This is a genomic window from Parageobacillus caldoxylosilyticus (assembly GCF_019272935.1).
GTDB lineage: Bacteria > Bacillota > Bacilli > Bacillales > Anoxybacillaceae > Saccharococcus > Saccharococcus caldoxylosilyticus.
Map to the genome: position 1 here is coordinate 3,706,782 of NZ_CP040553.1, position 21,400 is coordinate 3,728,181.

20 protein-coding genes and 1 pseudogene are annotated in these 21,400 nt (G+C 39.4%); 3 read left to right on the forward strand and 18 right to left on the reverse strand.

Going from position 1 to position 21,400, the window contains the following annotated elements:
• Window positions 1-52 precede the first annotated feature (52 nt).
• Together BV455_RS18810 and BV455_RS18815 are read left to right on the forward strand one after the other, a co-directional pair.
• Entirely contained in the window at window positions 53-616 is a 564-nt protein-coding gene (locus BV455_RS18810; protein ID WP_017434080.1) for a hypothetical protein, read from the forward strand.
• Window positions 617-1,353: 737 nt separating this feature from the next.
• Complete coding sequence (locus BV455_RS18815) at window positions 1,354-2,259, forward strand: tyrosine-type recombinase/integrase (RefSeq protein WP_008881860.1); 906 nt, start codon at window positions 1,354-1,356, stop codon at window positions 2,257-2,259.
• A gap of 479 nt (window positions 2,260-2,738) precedes the next feature.
• On the opposite strand, the gene BV455_RS18820 is transcribed toward BV455_RS18815, so the two are convergent.
• The 5 genes from BV455_RS18820 to BV455_RS18840 all read right to left on the reverse strand — a co-directional run bounded on the left by BV455_RS18820 (window position 2,739) and on the right by BV455_RS18840 (window position 7,123).
• Window positions 2,739-3,905 (reverse strand): IS256 family transposase, encoded by a 1,167-nt coding sequence (locus tag BV455_RS18820; RefSeq protein WP_081162984.1) that lies wholly within the window; start codon window positions 3,903-3,905, stop codon window positions 2,739-2,741.
• A gap of 246 nt (window positions 3,906-4,151) precedes the next feature.
• Window positions 4,152-4,397: a hypothetical protein gene (locus BV455_RS18825; protein WP_020755374.1), complete on the reverse strand. Its 246-nt coding sequence runs from the start codon at window positions 4,395-4,397 to the stop codon at window positions 4,152-4,154.
• Window positions 4,398-4,483: 86 nt separating this feature from the next.
• Window positions 4,484-4,807 (reverse strand): hypothetical protein, encoded by a 324-nt coding sequence (locus BV455_RS18830; RefSeq protein ID WP_235605642.1) that lies wholly within the window; start codon window positions 4,805-4,807, stop codon window positions 4,484-4,486.
• 225 nt (window positions 4,808-5,032) lie between these two features.
• A complete protein-coding gene (locus BV455_RS18835; protein ID WP_218687551.1) occupies window positions 5,033-5,677 on the reverse strand; it encodes a hypothetical protein in 645 nt (214 codons plus the stop codon).
• A gap of 519 nt (window positions 5,678-6,196) precedes the next feature.
• Entirely contained in the window at window positions 6,197-7,123 is a 927-nt protein-coding gene (locus BV455_RS18840) for a LysR family transcriptional regulator (RefSeq protein WP_218687552.1), read from the reverse strand.
• Between the two features lie 148 nt (window positions 7,124-7,271).
• Between BV455_RS18840 and BV455_RS18845 the strand changes: the two genes are divergently transcribed.
• On the forward strand, window positions 7,272-8,432 hold the full coding sequence (locus BV455_RS18845) for an MFS transporter (RefSeq protein ID WP_218687553.1): 1,161 nt from the start codon (window positions 7,272-7,274) through the stop codon (window positions 8,430-8,432).
• A 911-nt stretch (window positions 8,433-9,343) separates the two neighbouring features.
• Here the strand turns inward: BV455_RS18845 and BV455_RS18850 are convergent.
• From BV455_RS18850 to istA, 13 genes and pseudogenes are all read right to left on the reverse strand, one after another.
• Window positions 9,344-9,739: a nucleoside 2-deoxyribosyltransferase gene (locus BV455_RS18850; protein WP_218687554.1), complete on the reverse strand. Its 396-nt coding sequence runs from the start codon at window positions 9,737-9,739 to the stop codon at window positions 9,344-9,346.
• Window positions 9,740-9,856: 117 nt separating this feature from the next.
• The gene (locus BV455_RS18855) at window positions 9,857-10,300 is read right to left on the reverse strand and encodes a GNAT family N-acetyltransferase (RefSeq protein WP_087960200.1); all 444 of its coding nucleotides are present in this window, start codon (window positions 10,298-10,300) and stop codon (window positions 9,857-9,859) included.
• A gap of 85 nt (window positions 10,301-10,385) precedes the next feature.
• Complete coding sequence (locus BV455_RS18860) at window positions 10,386-10,985, reverse strand: GNAT family N-acetyltransferase (protein WP_218687555.1); 600 nt, start codon at window positions 10,983-10,985, stop codon at window positions 10,386-10,388.
• A 160-nt stretch (window positions 10,986-11,145) separates the two neighbouring features.
• Window positions 11,146-11,664: a GNAT family N-acetyltransferase gene (locus BV455_RS18865; RefSeq protein ID WP_218687556.1), complete on the reverse strand. Its 519-nt coding sequence runs from the start codon at window positions 11,662-11,664 to the stop codon at window positions 11,146-11,148.
• A gap of 216 nt (window positions 11,665-11,880) precedes the next feature.
• Window positions 11,881-12,332, reverse strand: a pseudogene (locus tag BV455_RS18870) (N-acetyltransferase family protein).
• A 41-nt stretch (window positions 12,333-12,373) separates the two neighbouring features.
• Window positions 12,374-13,246, reverse strand: coding sequence for an aminoglycoside 6-adenylyltransferase (locus BV455_RS18875; protein WP_245005300.1), 873 nt, complete (start codon window positions 13,244-13,246; stop codon window positions 12,374-12,376).
• A 252-nt stretch (window positions 13,247-13,498) separates the two neighbouring features.
• Window positions 13,499-14,206: a Type 1 glutamine amidotransferase-like domain-containing protein gene (locus BV455_RS18880; protein WP_041470484.1), complete on the reverse strand. Its 708-nt coding sequence runs from the start codon at window positions 14,204-14,206 to the stop codon at window positions 13,499-13,501.
• 402 nt (window positions 14,207-14,608) lie between these two features.
• Window positions 14,609-15,844: an IS256 family transposase gene (locus BV455_RS18885; RefSeq protein ID WP_218687240.1), complete on the reverse strand. Its 1,236-nt coding sequence runs from the start codon at window positions 15,842-15,844 to the stop codon at window positions 14,609-14,611.
• Between the two features lie 254 nt (window positions 15,845-16,098).
• Entirely contained in the window at window positions 16,099-16,935 is an 837-nt protein-coding gene (locus tag BV455_RS18890; protein ID WP_218687558.1) for an aminoglycoside 6-adenylyltransferase, read from the reverse strand.
• A 347-nt stretch (window positions 16,936-17,282) separates the two neighbouring features.
• Window positions 17,283-18,338, reverse strand: coding sequence for a transposase (locus BV455_RS18895; protein ID WP_218688072.1), 1,056 nt, complete (start codon window positions 18,336-18,338; stop codon window positions 17,283-17,285).
• A gap of 34 nt (window positions 18,339-18,372) precedes the next feature.
• On the reverse strand, window positions 18,373-18,843 hold the full coding sequence (locus tag BV455_RS18900; protein ID WP_081162459.1) for a transposase family protein: 471 nt from the start codon (window positions 18,841-18,843) through the stop codon (window positions 18,373-18,375).
• Window positions 18,844-18,984: 141 nt separating this feature from the next.
• A complete protein-coding gene (gene istB, locus BV455_RS18905) occupies window positions 18,985-19,722 on the reverse strand; it encodes an IS21-like element helper ATPase IstB (protein ID WP_218687559.1) in 738 nt (245 codons plus the stop codon).
• Window positions 19,694-21,223: an IS21 family transposase gene (gene istA / locus BV455_RS18910; protein ID WP_218687560.1), complete on the reverse strand. Its 1,530-nt coding sequence runs from the start codon at window positions 21,221-21,223 to the stop codon at window positions 19,694-19,696. Before istA ends, istB begins: the two co-directional genes overlap by 29 nt.
• Window positions 21,224-21,400: the final 177 nt, after the last annotated feature.

A 21,400-nucleotide genomic window follows, 5' to 3' on the forward strand; every position in this document is an offset into this window, starting at 1 on the left:
GAAGTATCGAAAACACAAATGGTAGGAAAAGGTTATGAAAGGAGCTATTTTCATGAATTGGAAAAAAGTGATTGGTTGGATATTGGGGATTGTTGTCGGTGGCGGCGTCATTGTCGCTTCCCTTGCCTTTTATGTATTCATTGTGTTGGGGAACTTAGACAAAGGAAAATCAATCGTGAAGAAACCCGACAACGAACCGTCGATTGTGGAAGCGTCGGCAAACGAATCGGAAGACGTTGACAAAAAAGTCGTGAACGAACCCGTTGACAAATCGGTTGTGACGCTTGCGGACGGAACGGACGGACATTCGTTCATTTCCAAATATCACGAATTCTACAATGACACGCTTTGTTGGGGAAGAATTGACACGGCGTCATATTCGGAACAAGTGCAAACAGCAAGCGAAATCCTTCAATCGTTGGAAGGCGTCAAGATAACGAACAAGGACATTGCGAAAGACTTCGAATCTATTAAAGAGAACGCAAAGATTGTTGTGAAAGAAGACAACCGCGAAGCAATGCGTCAGCTTCACCGATTGTTTCACGACTTGGATATTTACTTCAACGGATATGATTATCACCAAACATTCGGAGTTACGGAATTCACGGGCGAATAAAATGTCCGTGTTTTATATATATAATGGAAACTCCGTCCATACCGTTTCCCGAAATGCGTATCAATACACTATCTAAGCGGCTCCTAGCTGCACGCCGAATAGAGACAAAATTTTCTTTTTGTTTGCCAAAAGAGGGAGGATTGAATTTTTGTTTGCACATTTCCATAACATTCCAATTTCATAAGCGATGTTTTCTCAGGAAATGCTTTCCATTTGCTGACGAATTAAAAAAAAGGGGGTTACAAAACCCATATCCATGTGGCAGAAATGGGAATTTGATAAATCAGAAAACACCAGACTTGGCGCAGCAAAAAAATGCTTCTCATTTTTCAATAAGGACGTATCTTTTTTAATTTTTTCTTTTATAACTTTTTATTTTGATGCTCATGGTAATAAGTAATTATGATATACAATACAGCCAAAATATGATATACAATACAGCCAAAACTGAACTCGATACTCGATTTTTTCTTCTTCGTCTCAATAACACTAGTTTACTTTATATTGAGACAGAATAATCTATAACTTCCTATAATTTATATTATGTCGACTAGCTAATTTCTGCACAAATGGAGGGTTTCTTCCCTCAAGTGCCCATAAAATCAATTATCCGGAACTTGTTAACCTAAGTTCCTCATAATTTTTTGTGTCTACGAATTATCATTTTTTAAACGAATTATCATTGTTTTTTACCGATTTATTATCGGTCGTTGATTATCAACTGGAGGTGTTTTTTCGTGTTGTTTCGACAAGCCATTGATGAATTTGTTTTGTACTTGCAAATTGAAAAAAACTATTCACTTAATACCGTTGATGGTTATGCGTATGATTTGAGATGTTTCGAGAACTTCTTAATTCAACATGGCTATTCTGTACAACTTAATGACATTACAAAAACGCATGTTCGTCGCTTCATCCAGCATCAGATTACAAAAGAAAATGTCAAGCCTAGAACGATCTATCGGAGAATTTCTTGCTTAAAATCGTTCAGTAAATACTGTGTCAAAGAAAATCTAATCGACAGCGATTTTATGATCGGAATTGATACTCCTAAAACGGATAGTAAATTACCGACTTATATGTCTTTGTCTGAACTACGAAAACTGTTTCATTTTTTGGAGCAAGATAATAGTCGAATGGCGATGCGAAACCATCTTCTATTTAAACTGTTAGCCACTACGGGTATGCGAAGATCTGAAATTGTTGAACTAACTTGGGAACAAATTGATTTATCTAACAACACGATACGTATATATGGGAAAGGAAAAAAAGAGCGCTTACTCCCCCTTCATCCCATGGTTGTCCCATTAATTAAAAGCTATATGGGAAGTTTAGAAGAATATCAGCTCCATCCTTCCCAACCAGTATTTTTAAATAAAAACGGTAAAAAACTGAATCCGCGTGGTTTACATAAGATATTTAAGGAAATCTTACAAAAAGCAGGTCTGCCACCTCAACGGTTCTCACTCCATCATTTACGGCATACGTTTGCTACCTTGTTGATACAAGAAAATAAAGAAAATGTTGATTTGCGTACCGTACAAGAACTACTCGGTCATGAAAGTTTAGTCACGACGCAAGTATATACGCATGTTGACTTTGAGCAAAAGAAAAAAGCGATTGAAACATTTAACATATTTTGAAACCTGCTTAGTACGGAAATAACTACCCTAGCCGGGTAGTTATTTCCCCATGTGAATATGAGTTGGCGGATACAAAGGCACTGAATGCGTGAGATCGTATGGCATTGGGTTCATTCCATGAGTTTGCTGATAAGGCATTGGAGCATGTGCAAAATACCCCTGCTGCGCCATCACAATCTGATTATAAAGTTCTGGTGCTTTAAATGTGAAATAATCAGAATAATTATTCCCTGATTCCTTAAGTATTTTTTGCTGTAATGCTGTAAATGCATACTTTACGAGATGTTCTTTAAACAGATTGATGTAATTTTTGTTTTCAGGTACCGTCAAGAATTTTGTGTAATATAATGGGGGTAGGGTTTCTCTGAAATGGATTTGGAATGAATAGGGAACTAGTTTCCTCCACACAGGAGACTGAATATTCAGTCTCCTGTGTGGAAAGGGAGAATCCCCCTATTTTGTTTATTTACAGTATTTGGTTAATGATAACGTTCTTCAAACATTCGTTGAAGGGCTTCATGCGCTTCGGCAAATCCTCGCAACTTTCGCCCTGCCCATTTCTCATTAAAATCTTGAATGGTCAAATACACGATTTTTTCAGCGGCTTCTAAACTATTCAAACTGTTCATCGGTTTTAGGCGTTTCCGAATCTCCTTGATCGTTCGTTCGATGGCATTGGTCGTGTAAATCACACTTCGAATACTGCTTGGATAATCCATAAATGTAAGGAGGACATCCAACTCATTGGCCCAAGATTGAACTTCTCTTGGATATTTGCTGGACCATTTCGACTCAAACTGTTGAAACATTTGTAACGCCATCTCCTTATTCGGCGCGCGATAAATCAGCTTGAGATCCTCGGCCACTTCGAATTGGTCTTTTTTCCGAACACGATGGAGCGTGTTGCGGACTTTGTGAACGACACAACGCTGCACATCGGCTTTCGGATAAACCGCCTTAAAGGCTTCCTCCAACCCCGGTAGTCCATCGAATACGCCCAGAAGCACTTCCTTGACGCCCCTGTTGTATAGTTGTTGAAGAATCTCCTGCCATACATAGGCGCTTTCCTGTCCTCCCACAAAGAAATCAAGAATTTCGCGATATCCTTCTTCATTCACCCCTAACACCACATAAATGGCTTCTTTCTCCACGGTTTCGCGACGAAGTTTTACGTATAAACCATCCAAATATAAGACAGAATAACGCTTGTGCAGTGGACGAGTGTGCCATTTCTCGATGTCTTCCTTCACTACATCGGTAATACGGCTGATCGTTGCAGGAGAATAGGCATTGCCTAAAATTCGTTCAATAAACTTGCCAATTTCACGTGTGCTCATGCCACTTTGATACATCCTGATGATGGCTTCCTCCAGCCAGCCCGTGTGGCGTTGGTAAGGGGCAAACAGCTGCGTTTGAAATTCTCCGTTTCGGTCTCTAGGGACCAAAAGACCTTCAATCCGGCCATATTGCGTATCTAGATTTCGTTGATAGTAGCCGTTTCTCATATTCGATGTTCCGGCTTGTTCTATTTCGAGGAAATTCTTGATTTCTTCCCGCATGATCAGTTCTAATTTTTCCTTTACAAACTGACGAATGACGCTTTCCAGTTGATTTGTCCAGTCGACATTCGGTATACTTTTAGACATAGGTAGGGTTCTCCTTTCTCTGGAATGTGTTGGTCCAAATCAGAGAATACCCTACCTTTTTTCTTTTGTTCTAGCAAAATGCTTTACACAAAATTTTATACATCATCAATAAAAAAGAACCCATTGCTTATCAAGACCTAAATTATAAAAAGCCTTAAAAAATAAAGGAACGTACATATTAGTCATGTATAATATGTATGCTCTTTTTATCTTTTACTAAACTAAACACCCGTTAGTTCAAGAAGTTTACTTTTGAAAATCTGCTATATTCCAATTCATTTTAGGATTAACTGTATCCATAAACTTCTTAATTTGTTCTTCACTTAAATCTTTTTCACCAGTCGAATTTTTCGCATATGATACAAGTTCCCAAGTTTCATCATAAGGTTTCTTCGGTGCTTTCCACCTAATGCTAAATGTATAATCAACGCCATCAATCTTTACTTTCATAATCAATATATCGCCAAGAAGTATAAACTTACTCATTTCCATTTTTATATGCCACCTACTTTTGTGTATTTACAGGAGAAAAAGAAAGATTGCAACTACGGGCAGAATCTTTGAATAAGAATATTTTTTTATGGTTCACTAATCCCCATTGCCAATAGCAAAAGAAAAGCAATGGCCAAAACCGCTCCATTTCCTATCAAGCTGATAATTGGCAGAAAGAAACGTTTCGTCATCAACCACGAGAACACCGCGAATAAAATACCAATAATTGATAAGATGCCATAAATTGTGATCACGAAATAAACATCAGCATTTGGACCTCTTTCAACATAGAAAATAATGATACTTATGATTACAGGCAACAAAGACGTGACACCTAATATATTTCCTACTTTTTTCTTGTCTAACACTATTACCCCCACCTTTTTGTTGATAATAACTTTTTGAATCATAGCCACCCATGCCGCATTTCGCGGCACTACAGATGATGGAAGTTCATTCGTTCTTCCATGAGAGACAACCATGCCGCATCTATACGGCACCATCAGAAGAATGAAAATATTAATTTTCAGACTTGCCTACCATACGTCAAATCATCAGGCCCATGATGTCTATCAAAGGGAAATTTACAAAATAATTTGGACTTGACTTTTTATAAATATGCTCTTTAGAATTTGTTAAAAGGTCTTGTGCCATTCTTTATCATCTAATGGTACACCTTTTTTAACATAACTAATGGAAATCATTCCATGTTTTAATTCAGCGTTCTTTTGAATAAATGATACAATCTCGTTAAAAATTTCTTCATCCTTTTTAGCCGGCTTTCTAGGTACAGATATGATAATAGTAGGTGCCGCATCGTATTCTTTATAACTACTTGGCTCATTTGGATTAACGTTATATGTTATTCCGGTTCTTTCGTCATAATCTACCCACAATTTGTCCAACGCTCCAAGTTTTTGCTCAATATAAGGACGTATATTGTTTTCTAATTCCTTTTCCCACTTCTCCGCAATATAGGAGTCTTCCATCTGTTTTGTTTCGTCATTGTAGTAGACTAAAAACTGTGTATGATCCTTTTTGTTCTCTGCTTTAGCAGCGTAATCAAATGTTGGGAAGTTGCCCATATTATCAAATAGTGTGTCATAAATAACAATTTCATCTTTAAATGTATTTTTTATATATTCCTGCGCTTGTATTTTTACCTTTTTCACTTCATCCTCATCTGGCTTCATGCTTTGTACAAATGCGAAAGCAAAAAGCCCTATACCTAATGCGAATATGCCGAATACAACGATACCAATTTTTATTTTTTTATTCATAATAATCCTCCTTGAACTGTTTTTTTAATTATAATATAATTTCCATTTTTCTGATATTCATTCTTAAATTAAACTGCTCTTCACTTCAATAAAAAAGGCATTACTTCCTGTTTATTGAAGTAATGCTCTCGTTCGCCACCCATACCGTATTTCGCGACACCAAAGACGGTGGTGGGAATTGAGTAAGAAAAGAATGATGTCTCTTTTTGATTCCTTTTGTGGCAGAAGTATCAATTCTTTTTTACCTTACTGTTTCTTTCTCAATGTGTGTTAACTTTGATTTAAGATAAGTTCTTGTTCCTCTACATTATTTAACTCTCTTCTAGGAATTATATAGGCACTTACTGAGCTAAAGATAGAAATTATATTTGTCCTCTTTGAAATTTTTGATGCCAGATCAGTCTTTTCATGTTTATACAATTATTTGGACTTAAAATGGAACTCAAACTCTGTATGGTTCACCAATGAGTTCTCGCTTTACTCATGTTGGTGTCCCCCACATTTAACGGTTTGCTTGACCTAAAAGAGATCATTCCAATCATGCTGGTTAAAGAGTGGAATGACAGATTTTTTCATTAGATCAATAAACGCATGTACAGTTGGTGATAGATTGTCACTTTTCCAAGCAAGGGCCGTCGTAGTGGTAAATGGATTATTCTGAATGTCACGATAAACAACTTTATTTTTGAATACATATTGCATCGAAGCTGGTACAAGAGCTACGCCCATTCCTGCTGAAACAAGAGAGATGACAGTAGGTAATTCTTGTGTTTCTTGTACTACCTTTGGATAGAATCCTGCCTGATAACAACCATTCATCACTGTATCATAATGGCTTTGATTTGCCTTTCTTCCCGTTAAAATGAATGGATCGTTGGATAAATCCATAAGATCAATTGGGGATGTTTCGGAAGCTAAAGGATGATCCTTTGGTAAAGCAACCACCATTGGTTCTTGTCGAATCACTTCAACCTGAATGGTGTCATTTTTTATTTTTATAGGATGGCAAAGCATTCCTACATCAATATGGCCTTCGTGTAAAGCTTTCACTTGTTCCGCTGTTGTTAACTGTTGCAAATCTATATGAATATTAGGGTATTCCTTTCGATAGTGCTCTATAATGGTTGGAAGAATATCATAGGCTGCTGAGGCTATGAAACCGATCGCTATTTCCCCAGCCTCCCCACGATTCATCATTCTTACTGTTTCGATTGCTTCCTCTAGATTCTTCAAAATCTGATAAGCTTTTTCTAAAAACACTTGTCCTTCTTTTGTTAACTCTACCTTCCTTTTCGTTCGATGGAACAGCGGTACCCCTATTTCTTCCTCTAATTGACGAATTTGAAGACTTAATGGCGGTTGTGCCATATTTAAACGAGCTGCCGCTTTACCAAAATGTAATTCTTCAGCCACTGTTATGAAATATTTCAAATGACGCAGTTCCAACGCGTTGCCTCTCCTTTTTAAACTTATTAATACTTATTATATATTAATATGATTATAAATATATATTAGACATATTACAGTAGGTTTTGTAAAGTGGAAATAGAAGAGCTCTTCCATAACGAATGATTACGTGAAAATGGAGGTTATCATGCGAAAAGTTCTTCTCCTCACGATAGGTATGTTCGCTCTTGGGTTTGATGCCTATGTGATAGCTGGTTTGTTGCCGAATATGGGGGCAACGTTCAAAATAAGCGCTTCGCAAACGGGGCAAGCAGTGAGTGTCTTCACCCTTTGTTATGCACTGGCAGCTCCAATTTTTGCGACATTGTTGGCTGGAAAGCCAATGCGTAGGATTTTAGTGCTGGCACTTGCTGTATTCTCATTAGGCAACGGAGCTAGTGCACTAGCCTCGAGTTTCTCCATGCTGCTTTTAGCACGTGCAATTGCAGGTATCGGGGCCGGGCTTTATTCCCCGTTGGCCGCTGCAGCTGCCGCATCCCTTGTTCCTGAACAGAAACGCGGCCGCGCTCTTGGTATGACGCTGGGCGGTATGAGTACGGGAACGGTCGTAGGGGTTCCACTTGGATTGATCATTGCTGAACATCTAGATTGGCACGCAACTCTCTGGTTCATCACCGCACTAGGTCTTATCGCCATGATAGGAATTGTCATATGGTTTCCAAGTTTTCCAGTTTCGGCGCCACCATCACTACGTCAACGTGTTGCCATGATGACCAATGGACGGGTGGCAGCAATTGTTGGCATCACTTTTATGACCAGCATTGCCAGCTTGGGTCTCTATACATATATCGCAACCATTTTGGATAATCTGGCAGACATTCCTATCGTTACACCTTATCTTTGGGCATGGGGCATTGGTGGCGTAGTCGGGAGCTTTTCCATTGGCACTTTAATTGACCGAATGGGGCGACCAGACTTGCTTATGGCTGGCATTTTAGCCATAATGGCTTTAGCCATGTTCAGCTTACCATTAGTACTTTCATTTTCGATACTATCATTCCTTCCTTTCATTCTATGGGGGGCGATGGGTTGGGCCTCGCAAGCTCCGCAACAACATGAACTACTTCGCTTACAACCTGATCACGGCGCAGCTGTCGTTGCGTTAAACAGTTCCGCTAATTATTTAGGTAGTGCGATAGGTTCCACACTTGGGGGGATGGTGATGCTAGCCGGATTGGCACCTTCCCGACTTCCGTTTGCTGCCGGTTGTCTAATATTAGTGACCTTATTGGGACAATGGAGGATTGTGTCATCAAAAGAAAGCGCGGGCAAGCGAGAAAAAACATGAAAAATCAAATGAAATAAAGACTATCTCGAAATTTGACAAAAACATAATATGGATCACCTTTATACTCAATCGGTGTCAAAAATAAACAATGAAATTTCGCTGAGACTTGGATATACAAAAGAAACCCCTAGTGGTCTTTTCAGGATTGCTGGGAGTTTCTTTCTTAATGAAAGGCTACCCTGAAAATAAGAGTTATACAAAGATATGAACCTAATAGTGTGGGCAATACAGCTTATTTTATTGCATCGTTATGCCCAAAAATTGGCATGAGTGTCTCTGTTTAAATTTCCTTTGCTGATTTTTGATTAAAAGAAGAAGACTACTGTGTTACGATCCTTGGTTGTTCTTGTTTACTTGTTCAATTAAAGCACCTGTTGACCAACCATGAAGCGAGCTTCACTACAGATGAAGGAAGAAGTTGAATAAGGAAAATCAACATTGTTCTTTAACAAAGCTTAGAGAGAAAATGACTTTCTTGACTTCACTGACCGGCTGATTAGAGCATATGCAAGTCCAGAAAATATGCATGTGAAACCCATTAGTAATAGAAATGGGATCCCTGTCTCATATCAAAAAAGTACCCGGAAAGAGCAGGACCAATCATGCTTCTCAATATCATGTGTAGATTGGAAACACCCGAGTAGGTACCACGGAAACTATTAGCCATTTCACCAATAAATCGAATCGAGATGCTTCGGTCAAATCGAGAAAACTTTGAAAAAACTCTGGTTCCAAACATGTAATATTCCCCTATTTCTTAATCCACTCTTTTATTATATAAAAATTTATAAATTTTTAATATTTTCGTGAATAACTCTGTCAAATTTCAATGTTGATTTTTAGAACACAGAAAAAGACCGAAATAAATCGGTCTTTCTTGACAGTCTTGTTTAACTATCGTCACCCTTAGTTCAATAAACTCTTGAATTCACAGAAACAATATCAACCAACTCTTCGAGTGTTCCAATACATTTTTCAACTTCAGGCAAATGATAAAACGTGCTGGTCGTTTCAAAGTTGTTCACATCGTCATTTGGTGAGTAAAGATAAATTTTTTTGCCATGTCCAAGCGCTATTCCAAATTCAATATGACTTCCTTTCCCTGCTGGAAGTAAAACGATGAGAAAATCCGCTTCCATTACCCCCTCTTTCTCTCGTTGACCTATTTCTTTTAGCTGTTCAATGGTCGAAGCTCTTTCATTTTGAGTCCAATCATATGTATGAATAAATCCCTTACTTTTTAGCTTTTCACTTACATATCTAACCGCATCGATATTTTTAAAGCTGGATGCAATATAAAACTTCATCTCTAATCCTCCAATTTTATTGTTTATCGCCTTAGATCTTTGGCTCTTTTACTGAACGATAAAGGTGATATCGTTTTTTGAAATATTGCTCCCGTAGTGGAACAAGCTCAATACAATTTACAAATTCTTTTTCATAACAATCCTATTGTTATTCACAACATAACCATTTTTTCTATAGAAGTTTTCTGCGAGTCCTCCATTGGAAGTTAACAGATAAATGCTTTTAACGTTTTTCTTCTGTAATTCCTCCTCTAAAAATTGGAGAAGTTTGGAACCATAACCTTTACCTTGAATTTCATTATTGATGCATAACTCTGCTAAATAAAAAGTTATTCCTTGATATGTTTTTTTGCTGTTTCCTGCTATAAAACCAATTGGAGTTTCATTGTTTTTCCAAAAAAATCCTGTAAATTTAGGAGTATGTAATAAATCCGTAAGCCTTTCTTTAGCAGTTTCATACGTCCAACTTTCATTCCAAGGCTCACTATTAAAAACTTTAATATATAGTTCGATACATTGTTCCAAATTATCTGTTGTAATTGGAACAACTGTTTCTGCCACGAAAAATTCCTCCTTCCAATATAATTCTTCAACTATCCTGACCGTTAGCCAATCATGAAGTAGACTTCATCACAGGTGATAAAAGTTAACTCGTTCTTTCATGGAAGTTGAATAAAGGATTATTCTTTTTAAACTCATCCCATTCCTCTCGAAGAATTCCCATCCGAATGGAATCATAGTATTCGCCATTATAGTAGCGGCATTTTCTCATTCTCCCTTCTAATCGCATTCCCAATTTTTCCGCACATCTGATCATTCGTGGATTTCCAGACCAAGTTGTCAGACCCACTCTCTCGATGGTTAGATTTTCAAAGAGATAGTCTATCCATAAAGATAATGCTTCGGTTCCCAATCCACCATTCCAATGTTCAGGAGAATATATGACGATTCCCATTTCAAGCCATCGTGTACGTTGATCCTCCCAATAATAGCTAACCATCCCTATAATTTGGCCTTGATATTCTATAATCATTTGACTTGGTACATGGGTAACATTCATTTTTTCTTCCATTCTCTTAGAAAACTTTTCAAAGGTACAAAATTCAAGCGGATAATAAGGAGCATCATACTTTTTCCATTCTGGATTCTCCACACCATATATCAGGTTATATAGAATTGGCAAATCATCCTGCGTTGGTGTCCGAAGAGATATTCTTTTTCCTGTCAGCGACACCTTTTGTAACATATATCCCCCCTATCTTACAGAATTCAACAATCCATGCTATTATCCCTTTTCTAAAAGGCTTTATTATCGTTAATTATTGATTTTCGACCAAATGAAAAAGCCACCTTATGATGTAAGGTAGCTTTTTTGTACATATTTTATTAAATATCGGATCCTTAGTTCAATAACCCTTCGTTACTTTCTTTAACCCCGAGTATATATAATGGTTCTTACCGAAAATAAATACTTCTTTTTCCTTAGTGAAACCAATCTTCTCTGCCACACGAATGGATGGAACATTTCTTGGATCAATAATACTGATCAGCTTATTTAAACCCAATTTATCAAACGCATATTCCTTGCATGCTTTGGCTGCTTCTGTTGCGAACCCCTGTGACCAATATTGTTTATTAATGTGGTATCCAATCTCCACTTCTATATTGTCATTTATTTTTTGTTTAACAAGACCACAATCACCGATAAATTCATGCGTTTCCTTCAAACAAACAGCCCATAATCCATAACCATCATTCCGATATCTATCTTGATTTCGTTTAATCCAGTCTTGGGTTTGCTGAATGCTAAAAGGGGCTGGATAAAACTTCATGGTTTCTGGGTCAGAAAAAATATGATGTAGAGGAGTAATATCCTCATCTTTATACTGTCTTAATATCAACCTTTGTGTTTCAAGAACAACCATTCCCCCATACCCTTCCTCTTTTGTTTAATATCACGTTTAATATTATTTGATTTAAGATTGAATTCCTTGCTCCTTCAATCTTTTCTGCCCCCTTAGCCAGCGGCTTCACCACAGATGATGAAAGGTAACTCGTTCTTCCATGGGAGACAACCATGCCGCATAATTGCGATACCATCAAATGAAAAAGGATAGCTTAACAAAAAACTACTGGATACACTAACTGATTTCATAAACTAACCATTCAGACAATTGACCACCCATTTTGTTGTAAAGAGATTGAGCAACCAAATTATCCTTTGCAGTTTCCCATGTCATGTAGGCAAAATCATTCTCTCTTATATAAGACAAGCATGTTTGAAACAGTTTTTCGCCTAGTTTTTGCCCTCGTGTTTTGGTATTACAAACAAGTCATTTAAAATAGCCATTCTTTTCAAATGAAGAGTGCTAAAGGAGAAATATAAGGTTGCAAAACCTAATAATTTCCCATCTTGTTCTGCAACAAATTGTATTCCACTGGCGGGGTTATTCAGTAGAAGCTGTATCAATCCTTTAAGTGACTTTTCCGTTGGTTTAGGTCTTTTATAAAAATCCACAATGTATTGATACATTAAATTTAAAAGTTGCGGAATATCTTCTTGATTAGCTGTTCTTATCGCTAAATCCTCCATCCCTTTCCCCCATTGTACTTTATGTATAAAGGAATTTAATCTTAAAAAATTGATTTTGCATCTTGTGGCAATTCTTTTACGTGTTTTAGAAACTCTAGTGCTCTTTTACATTCTTCTTCAGGAAAGTGAAAACCATATACTTGTCCGACATGTTCAGCCGTTTTTTTGAATAAGCCATGAAATATGAATAACGAATTCCAAATATTATCATAATTAGCATCTGTATACGTCTTCTCAAAGTCATTCCAAATTTCAGGTTCCAAGAACTTTTTTAAATGTCTTCCTCCTTTGCCAATCGAGTATTTATAATCTGTTTTAATCCCTATATGCCATTCAAGCATTTGAATTAATGGCTCCCGTAAAACAATATCTATTAAATGCATTAACAATGGTAATTCTTGTCTCCAAATGGTTTTTGGAATATGAGATCCTAATCCCCATATAAAACTATTACAACAATCGTTATATAATTTTTCCGTTGGTTTTCTTATAAGATAACTTTGTTCACTTGGAGGTGGGATATCTGGAATATTGTGGTCTTTGTCTAATAAAACCTTTGTCAAACTATCCTTAATTAGTTCATCCACTTTACTTATGTGAGTAAATTGCATATCAATTCGGTTTCCATCCATAAATTGCATTAAATATGTATACCGACCATCGCCAATGGGAGGTGGAAAAATTTTATCTTCGGGTTTTTCCATAAGCATTACTTCCCCAAAGTGAGACAAAATATAGTTTTCATCTTTAAATGGTTTAACACTTGTAACTAAATATACAATATCATAGTCTTGAAATATATCTTTTTTTATGTTTGGATTTACACGAGAACCGTTCATTAGCACTCCACGTATACGATGATCTTGCTTAGCAAATGTAATGATTAAATCCAACATTTCTTGTTCTGTTCTCATTTTCACATATGTCACCCTTTCCTACTTTTATCCTCAATACGAGTGGTGAATGACTCTCCCCGTCGGTTTTTCGATGTTGAGAACTCTTTGTAAGGCTTTGATGACCAACTTCTCCTCACTTATAATTTTTGGTTAATATTACCGTGGGATATTTTACGATGAAAGTTGTTTCTTTATTGGACTAAACTGTCCCGTCCCCATAAAGCGAGTTTCACTACAGATGTTGAAGTTAATTCGTTCTTCCATATCGGCTTAACAGGAACCTAAAAAATTCGTCTGAAGCTCTTCCTCTATCACCTTCATCACCTTGTTATCCAGATAAACCTTATAAGCCTTTGCCTTTGGTCTAGAACTAACTATATTACTTATGTTTTGTTCGATATAATGGATGGCAACTCCGTCATCCGCTGCAATACCAGCTTGTATGTCTCCAGAATAAATTAGTTTATGATACGAAGGTCTTCTATCTGACTCTCCATCATAATGCGGACAATTACTGCCCTTTAGAAAGCCTAAGCATTTAATTGGTTCTAATCCCTCTCCAAATGAATCTGTGACGCCTTCCTCGAACCAACATATAGAACCAGCACTAATGCCAGCTAAAACAATCCCTTGGTTCCAAGCTTTTCTCAAAATATTATCTAAACCCCACTCTTTCCATAAAACTAATAAGTTTCTTGTATTTCCTCCACCAACATATATAATATCCTTCTCCAGTATAAACCCCTCTAAATCCCTTGTTGGCGGTTTAAATAAAGATAAATGAGAAGGTTTGCAATTTTGTTTATTAAAGAAGTTATAATACCTTGATATATAATGATCTGAATCCCCGCTAGCAGTGGGGATAAAACAAATCTTTGGAGTAGTTTTCTTTGCTTGTTTCAATATGTACAAATCTAATAACGGGTTATCCGGTTCCATTGAGAACCCCCCGCCGCCTAGAGCAATGATTTGTCGCATCTTATTCCTTCCTTTCTAAAAAGAACTATTTTCCACACCGATAATTTCTACAAATTAAAATCAAATCCTTTTTCAACTAACCTTCCCCATTAGCCACCAATGTCGCATTTCACAGCACCACAGATTATGCAAGAAATTCTATTCTTCCATGGAAGACAACCGTACCGCATAATTGCGACACCATCAGCAAGGGTCAAGTCCAAATTATTGTGTAAATTCCCCTTTGATAGACAACATGGACCTGATGACTTGACGTATAGTAGGTAAGTCCGGCAAGTCTCCCTGCCAGTCGCCTTCCGGACAAAACATCATGTTGTCAAGGAACAGGCGTGTCAAGGAGCTTTCGCGGCATATCCTCGCTTCGCTCCGGTATTCCACGTTCTCCTTGACACGGCGTAGAGGTTATCCCACTCTCTTGATCGCCGGAGCCTCCTGATTCACCGATCGAGCTTCTTGCTCTTTCGTTTTCCGCCACTGCCAATATTCGGACATATCTAAGTATTTACGTCCCGACATCCATTTTTCATCGATTTCGATCAACACGGCACCAACGAGGCGATACACCGATTCCCGGTTCGGAAAGATGCGGATGACCCGTTCTCTGCGGCGAATTTCTTCGTTCAGCCGTTCCACTCCGTTTGTCGTACGCAGACGCCGACGATAACGGTCCGGATAGTCCAATACGGCGGTGGCGTCTTCGAATCCCTCTTCGAGGATTTGCATGGCTTTTGGGGCTTTTTCTTCCCATTTGGCCAGCACTTGTTCCAATAACAGCCGGGCCGTTTGCTTATTTGGAGCATGAAGAATCCCACGAATCTCCTCGAGCAAGGCATCCTGCATATACTTTGGTGCGGCATCGAGGATATTGCGAATAAAATGTGTCTGGCATCGTTGCCATGTAGCGCCTTGGAAATGCTTTTCAATGGCTTGCACCAGCCCACCGTGCTGATCCGAGATGATCAAGTCCACTCCCCGGAGTCCTCGGTCTTTCAGCCATCCGAAGAACTCGCTCCAGCTGGACTCCGATTCACTGTTTCCGATTTGCAGGCCAAGAATTTCCCGATATCCTTCCTCATTCACTCCTGTAGCGATCAACACGGCTCTGGAGCGTACTCGTCCATCCTCCCGGACTTTCGTATAAATAGCATCTACTAGCACAAACGGATACACGTGTTCATGAAGGGAACGGTAATTCCAGTCTTGGACAATCGGATCCAGTCCCTTGCACAGCGAGGAGACCGTGGACTTGGAAAACGAAGTGCCGCATAATTCCTCCGTGATTTGAGTGATTTTTCGGGTAGACACCCCGTTTACCACCATTTCCATTAGTGCCAGTACCAGTGCTTGTTCGCTCCGTTGATACCGTTGGAACAGTTCCGTAGAGAACTCCCCATCTCTTGTCCGTGGAACGCGCAAGGTCAACCGTCCCACCCGGGTCGTCAGCTGGCGTGGATACGAACCGTTTCGATAGCCTTTTCGTTCTTCCGTTCGTTCATAACGGCGAGCTCCCAGCTGTTCTTCTACTTGTGCCTCGAGGATTTGATTGAGGACTTGTTCCAATAGCTTAGCTAATCCTTCATCTCTGGTGAATAACCCGTGCAAAAGTTCATCATTTAGGGTAATATGATATTGAGCCATGGTTGCATTCCCCCTTATGTTTGGTGTTTTTGGTCCACTGTTTATTCTACCAAAGGGGAAGCAACATGGCTCTTTTTCTATTTCCCTTTTTACACAATTATATGGACTTAACTTCAGCAAGGATGAAAATATTCACTTTCAGGATAGACTTCCATGCCGCATTGCGTCACCAACAAATGATGAAAATGCTAATTTTCGGGATAGTTAAAAAATGGTTGTAAGCAAAACACCCGCGCATTTTGCGGGTGTTTTGCTTAAATAACCATATCAATAATTCCATTTATCCATTCAGGATTTTCTTCGATTCCGAGCTTATTACAAAGATTTTTATGGACTCTTTTAAATTCTGGAACTATACTTTTCATCACATTCATAATTTCAAGGGGATTTCTGCCACATTCCCAACTTTCAAGGAGGGATAGTTGCCAAGCTTCTAGTTTACTTCTTTCACCTTCGTATTTTGCCCAATCGCCAAACGTATTTGGTTGGATTCCTGCTTCCATATACCAAGCTGTTGCCATTGATAAACGTAAGCTGTCAATACATTTCAAAGCATAATAATACTCTTTTCTCATTACTCTGCGATAAGCTTCATGAAAATACGCAAAAAACTTTGTTCGCCAAAGTTCAAATTCCTCCATTGTTGGTTCATAGGATAAAGCCATTGATTGATCTAAAATATCTGCCAACATGCCATCCGTATCTTTTATAATTTTTATATTTTTCAACCATACGGAAGGCTGAATGTCTTCAGGTTTATAATAAAATGTATCAACTTTAACAAAACAATCAAAGTGAGCGATTGAATAAGTTACAAACGGACCTAAATCCTCAAAATAAAGAACATTTCCCCATTTTTTAGGACGATTTTTTTTGTTCGAGATAAATTCTTGAAATTTTTCAGGTAATACAACGATGCGGAGGTCAATATCGGAATATAGATCCATGTTTTTATTTCCGATTGAACCACCATAAAAAGCCGCTAATACATCATCGTCATTGAACAAATCTTTTTCAATTGCAGTCATTAAATCTTGACGGTGCTTTGGAATTTCTAAATCTCTTTCTTTGTGTCTAGTTACAAATCCCACACATTGAATAACAACTCCTCTAAATATATTTATTTTTATTTTTTGTATTTTTTAGAATATAAATCCATATTGATTTTATATATTAGATATTTAACATTTGATTCCTTCTTTATACTGCCCGTTCGTATTATAAAGTCAGATATTTCTGGTTGACCATTTTTTATATGGTTTTAATTATAACGGCAGACGGGGCAGAACGTCCCTGTTCGTGGGTCATAAACCCCGTTGGCTAAAACAGTTTATCCCCTGCTTGTTTATTGCAAAATAAAAATGGCTCTTACGTATATTTGGTGAATGCCTTCCTATCATCCCTGTTGGAGATTTTTATTGTTTTATTAAAATAATAATTAAAGTCTATAGAGAACCCTTTTTTCTAACAAGTCTAATCCAGCACGGCCATACATCATTCGTTTAATGGTTTTTAACCGATTGATTTGACCTTCTAGTACCCCATTGCTGTATGGGAGAAGAAAAGCGTGTTTTACTGCCTGCAAATCGCTGCGCAAGCGCTTCGCATAAGAATAAAATGGCTGTTTTGAATCCGAAAGCTGACCACGCAGCCAAACAAGAAAACGGTCATAATCTCTTTGATCCACAGCTTCCCGATATTCTTGCACTACTTCATAGACGGGACGAGCAGCTGGATACGTTTTTAGGCATTGTTCCAGATCCATTTTCTCTTTTTCTGAAAGTCGATGATACGGCGACCATATCCAATAAGCCAGCTGTTTTCTTGTGATACGATGTTCCAATGTCGATGGATCATTCCTCTTCCGATTCCGTCGAATCGTTTCTACGGCGGTTCGCACTGCCGAAAACGTGCCGGCATATCCTTCTTTGCGAAGAAGGGAATCGATGGAGGAGATGGTTTGACCTTGGGATTCTAACTCAATGACACGGTCCAAAAAAGGGGAAATCGGTGTTTTTCTTTTTCGCCGATGAACCAGTGGCGGGGTGGTCATCTGGAGATATTTTTTCACCGTTTTCCAATCCAGCTCATATTCCCTTGCGAGCCTGGAAATGCTTTTTCCTGATGAATGAGCGGTTTGGATTTCTTGAATGAGTGCCCATTTTTGTTCCTGACGCTGCTTTTTCCTTTTTTCTGCCTTTGTCATTTCGATTTCACGAACAGAGGGGTTAGGTTCACTCCATGTCATTACAGAGGGAACGATCGATAAAAGAAGAAGATCCAGTCTCTTCTTCGCATTCCCGGTAAAATGCCATCGATCATATACATGAAGGATGGAAGGGTTGGCATTCGTAATCCCCTGACGAAATCCTGTAAACCCATCCCTGCTCATCACTTGTACATGAGAATATGATTTCAGCCATTCGGTTAGTGTTTGTGGCAGCCGATCAGGCAAAAGCGCAACAGGATGATGATTGTCTAAATTGCAAATGATGGTTCCATACGTATGTCCTTTTCGAAAAGCGAAATCATCGACTCCGAGGAAAGGGAGACACCTCTACAGGAATAGAGGTTTTCCGAATGATGGTTAACAATGTATCATGGCTGACAGGAAGATGGACGGATTGCGCCACCTTTTGTGCAGAGAGACAGCTGGTAGAAAAAGCAATTTGCCGCAAGATGTGTTCTGCCCGAAGGGTACGGCGGCCATGCGGTGCCAGCCAATCATAACGCTCTGTAAATACTTTAACGGGACAAACAGGAGAATCACAAAACCATTTTCGAGAAATAAGCAGAAGAGAAACAGGCTGATCGGCGATAGGAAGATCTTGAATCACACGTGTATACCGACTATGCGGGCGGGAGGAAATATGATGACAGGCAGGACAGGGAGAAGACTCACGGATGCTTTTTACCGTTAAACGCAAACTATTACCGACATCAGATATATCCAGCAGTTCGATAGTTGGACTGAGAGGAGACCAGGAAAGATGAGCCATCGTCATACACTCCTTTTCTTTTTATTATATCAGTGTAGTTAATAGAAAGTCACTTCCCCAAATTAGCGTAAGAACCCAAAAAATGCAGAGAATTGCAGTAAAAAATACATAGGCTTGCAGCTCGATTTTTCCAATTAACTGCTAATTGGATGTCTTCTTTACAGAAGAAAGCGCATGTCTTAGGCGATAGCTTTCTCCTGTAAAGGCGATGATATGGGCATGATGGACCAGACGGTCCACTAACGCAGCAGTGAGACGGTTATCCCCAAATACCCGGTTCCACTGCCCAAACTCTAAATTAGAGGTCACTATGACACTTTTTCGTTCGTAACAGTCCGCGATGATGTGAAAAAGCAGTTCTGACCCTTGTTTTTGAAACGGCACATATCCCAGTTCATCTAGGATCAATAGTTCGCACGCCTCGATTTGCCGTTTCAGACGGGGCAACGTCCCGTCTTTTAAAGCCTCCTCCAGTTGGACGACGAGATCAGCCACTCGGAAAAATCTCACCTCATGGCCTTTCTCACATGCCTTCAACCCTAAAGCCGTGGCTAAATGGGTTTTCCCGGTTCCGGGCGATCCTAGAAGCAATACGTTCTGTCTCCTCTCCAAAAACACAAGGTCGCAAAGCTCCTCTTTGGTCGTTGTCGAGGGCCAATGAATGTGATCGGACCACTCATAGTCCTTCAGCCACTTTAACTCTCGGAATTTAGCCTTTTTGATCAGCTTCGACCGTTTCGCTTCTTGGCGCGATGAGACTTCCAAAGCCAGTACATCCCGCAAAAATTGCTCTTTTGTTTCGTATGGCACTTCCTCAAAACGATCGGCAATATACGCCAAATGCAACGCTTTACAAATCTCTTTGATGTCCCGAGTCATCCCGGTTTGCCCCTCCTTCCCATGACGGGCACAGCCGTTGATCATAAAGGTGTAAATCCGTCTCATAATCGACAAACACTGAAGGTGTGTAAGTTTCTTCCCACTTTTCCGGATAAGCCTGTTGTCTCGCCTCCAACAACACCTTTAACTCATGAGGGGCCAAGTCGAACCGTTGCTCTTTGTTCAGCCATTCATCCAGTTCTTTCAATGTGTGGTTTTTTAAGAGTTCCCGAACTCCCCGAACGCGTTGTTTGACCTCTTCCTTGCGGAAGGTCAAGTATGTTTGCACCCTCTCTGGCAAGTACTTAAAAAATCGCGAATAACTCACGGATCGAGGTTTCTTTTCCCAATCGTTGAAAATCTCTTCCCAAGGAATTTCTTGTTTCTGGTTCATATACGGCCGCGGAGCCTCAAAAACGACTTCTCCTTGATCGGATAGGCAGATAAAGCGATCCCACTCTTTTTGCACCACGAGAGACTGGTTCACCTGGGCTTGATGGATCACCCACTTTTCCCCATCCACCGTAATCTCTCCGTATTTGTTTACTTTCACTGTATCCAAAGAGAAGATCGGAAGATCGTCTACAGGCAATGCTTTCAGCTCTTTTTGATCTTCTTTCCACAACTCTTCGATCGACACTCCTTTTTCATAGTGAAGGCGAGACCGATCTTCGATCATTTTGACCCGCAACCATTCGACCAGCTGTTCGTCGCTCTCCACGACAGGGGCGGGGACAAAACAACGATGGCGTACGTAGTATACTTTCCTCTCCACATTCCCTTTTTCATGCCCGCTGGCGGGGTTGCACGGCTGTACTTCAAACCCGTAGTGGGCTTGGAAGCGCAGAAACGCTTCGGTATACTGACGGTTATCTCCTTTCCCGACGGTCACCACGGCAGCGGACAAATTGTCCATCCTTAAACGCCTCGGCACTCCCCCTGCTTGATGAAATAACTGTTTCAATCCTTTCAAGAAACATTCCCTATTTTCTGACGGGAGAGGATGAACAAATCCGGCATTGCTATGGGGGAAGCTCAAAATCAAGAGCTTTTTGTCCTCAAGAGCCCCATCCTTCACTACTTGCATCGTGCCAAAATCGACTTGTGCTTCTCCCGGAGGATGCTCCAGCCGTTCGTATCGTTTTTCCTTTTCTGCCTTGAGCTGCGGTTTCCGTTCCTGAATGTAGGCACATACGGTTCGGTAAGAACCGGGAAAACCATGCTCTTTTTGCAGTTGTTCAAACATGGTTCGATTGGTTCTTCGCTCTTTTCGTGGCAGTTTCGCGTCCTCCTCCAGCCAGTCATCGAGGATCTCCCCATATCCTAGCTCGTACATCATCCCCCGTTTCTTTTTCTTGATTTTTTGTCCACCAATATTTCCATCGGCATATTTCTTGACGGTTCTCCAATTCAGCCCTGTCTTTCTCGCAATTTCCGAGATCGACAGATCTTTGTTTTCCCTTAAATGTTTGATATAATGAATTTCAAGCATTGCTAGCATCCTTTCTTTACCTCCACTGTTTTAGTCTTCGCAACCTTAACAGTAGAGGGAATTTTAGGAGCTGGCAAGCTTTTTTTTTACCCAATCAAGCTCTGCACGTTTTCCTTGCAGAACTCTGTATTTTTATGGTTCTTACGCTAATTTGGGGAAGTGACTTTCTATTAACTACACTGATAT

Bases quoted from the DNA above. Each gene is read 5' to 3' on its own strand.
- BV455_RS18810 (WP_017434080.1), top strand. From the start codon at position 53: ATGAATTGGAAAAAAGTGATTGGTTGGATATTGGGGATTGTTGTCGGT.
- BV455_RS18820 (WP_081162984.1), bottom strand. From the start codon at position 3,905: ATGTCTAAAAGTATACCGAATGTCGACTGGACAAATCAACTGGAAAGC.
- BV455_RS18825 (WP_020755374.1), bottom strand. From the start codon at position 4,397: ATGGAAATGAGTAAGTTTATACTTCTTGGCGATATATTGATTATGAAA.
- BV455_RS18830 (WP_235605642.1), bottom strand. From the start codon at position 4,807: ATGATTCAAAAAGTTATTATCAACAAAAAGGTGGGGGTAATAGTGTTA.
- BV455_RS18835 (WP_218687551.1), bottom strand. From the start codon at position 5,677: ATGAATAAAAAAATAAAAATTGGTATCGTTGTATTCGGCATATTCGCA.
- BV455_RS18845 (WP_218687553.1), top strand. From the start codon at position 7,272: ATGCGAAAAGTTCTTCTCCTCACGATAGGTATGTTCGCTCTTGGGTTT.
- BV455_RS18850 (WP_218687554.1), bottom strand. From the start codon at position 9,739: ATGAAGTTTTATATTGCATCCAGCTTTAAAAATATCGATGCGGTTAGA.
- BV455_RS18860 (WP_218687555.1), bottom strand. From the start codon at position 10,985: ATGTTACAAAAGGTGTCGCTGACAGGAAAAAGAATATCTCTTCGGACA.
- BV455_RS18865 (WP_218687556.1), bottom strand. From the start codon at position 11,664: ATGGTTGTTCTTGAAACACAAAGGTTGATATTAAGACAGTATAAAGAT.
- BV455_RS18875 (WP_245005300.1), bottom strand. From the start codon at position 13,246: ATGAGAACAGAACAAGAAATGTTGGATTTAATCATTACATTTGCTAAG.
- BV455_RS18880 (WP_041470484.1), bottom strand. From the start codon at position 14,206: ATGCGACAAATCATTGCTCTAGGCGGCGGGGGGTTCTCAATGGAACCG.
- BV455_RS18885 (WP_218687240.1), bottom strand. From the start codon at position 15,844: ATGGCTCAATATCATATTACCCTAAATGATGAACTTTTGCACGGGTTA.
- BV455_RS18900 (WP_081162459.1), bottom strand. From the start codon at position 18,843: ATGGCTCATCTTTCCTGGTCTCCTCTCAGTCCAACTATCGAACTGCTG.
- istB (WP_218687559.1), bottom strand. From the start codon at position 19,722: ATGACTCGGGACATCAAAGAGATTTGTAAAGCGTTGCATTTGGCGTAT.
- istA (WP_218687560.1), bottom strand. From the start codon at position 21,223: ATGCTAGCAATGCTTGAAATTCATTATATCAAACATTTAAGGGAAAAC.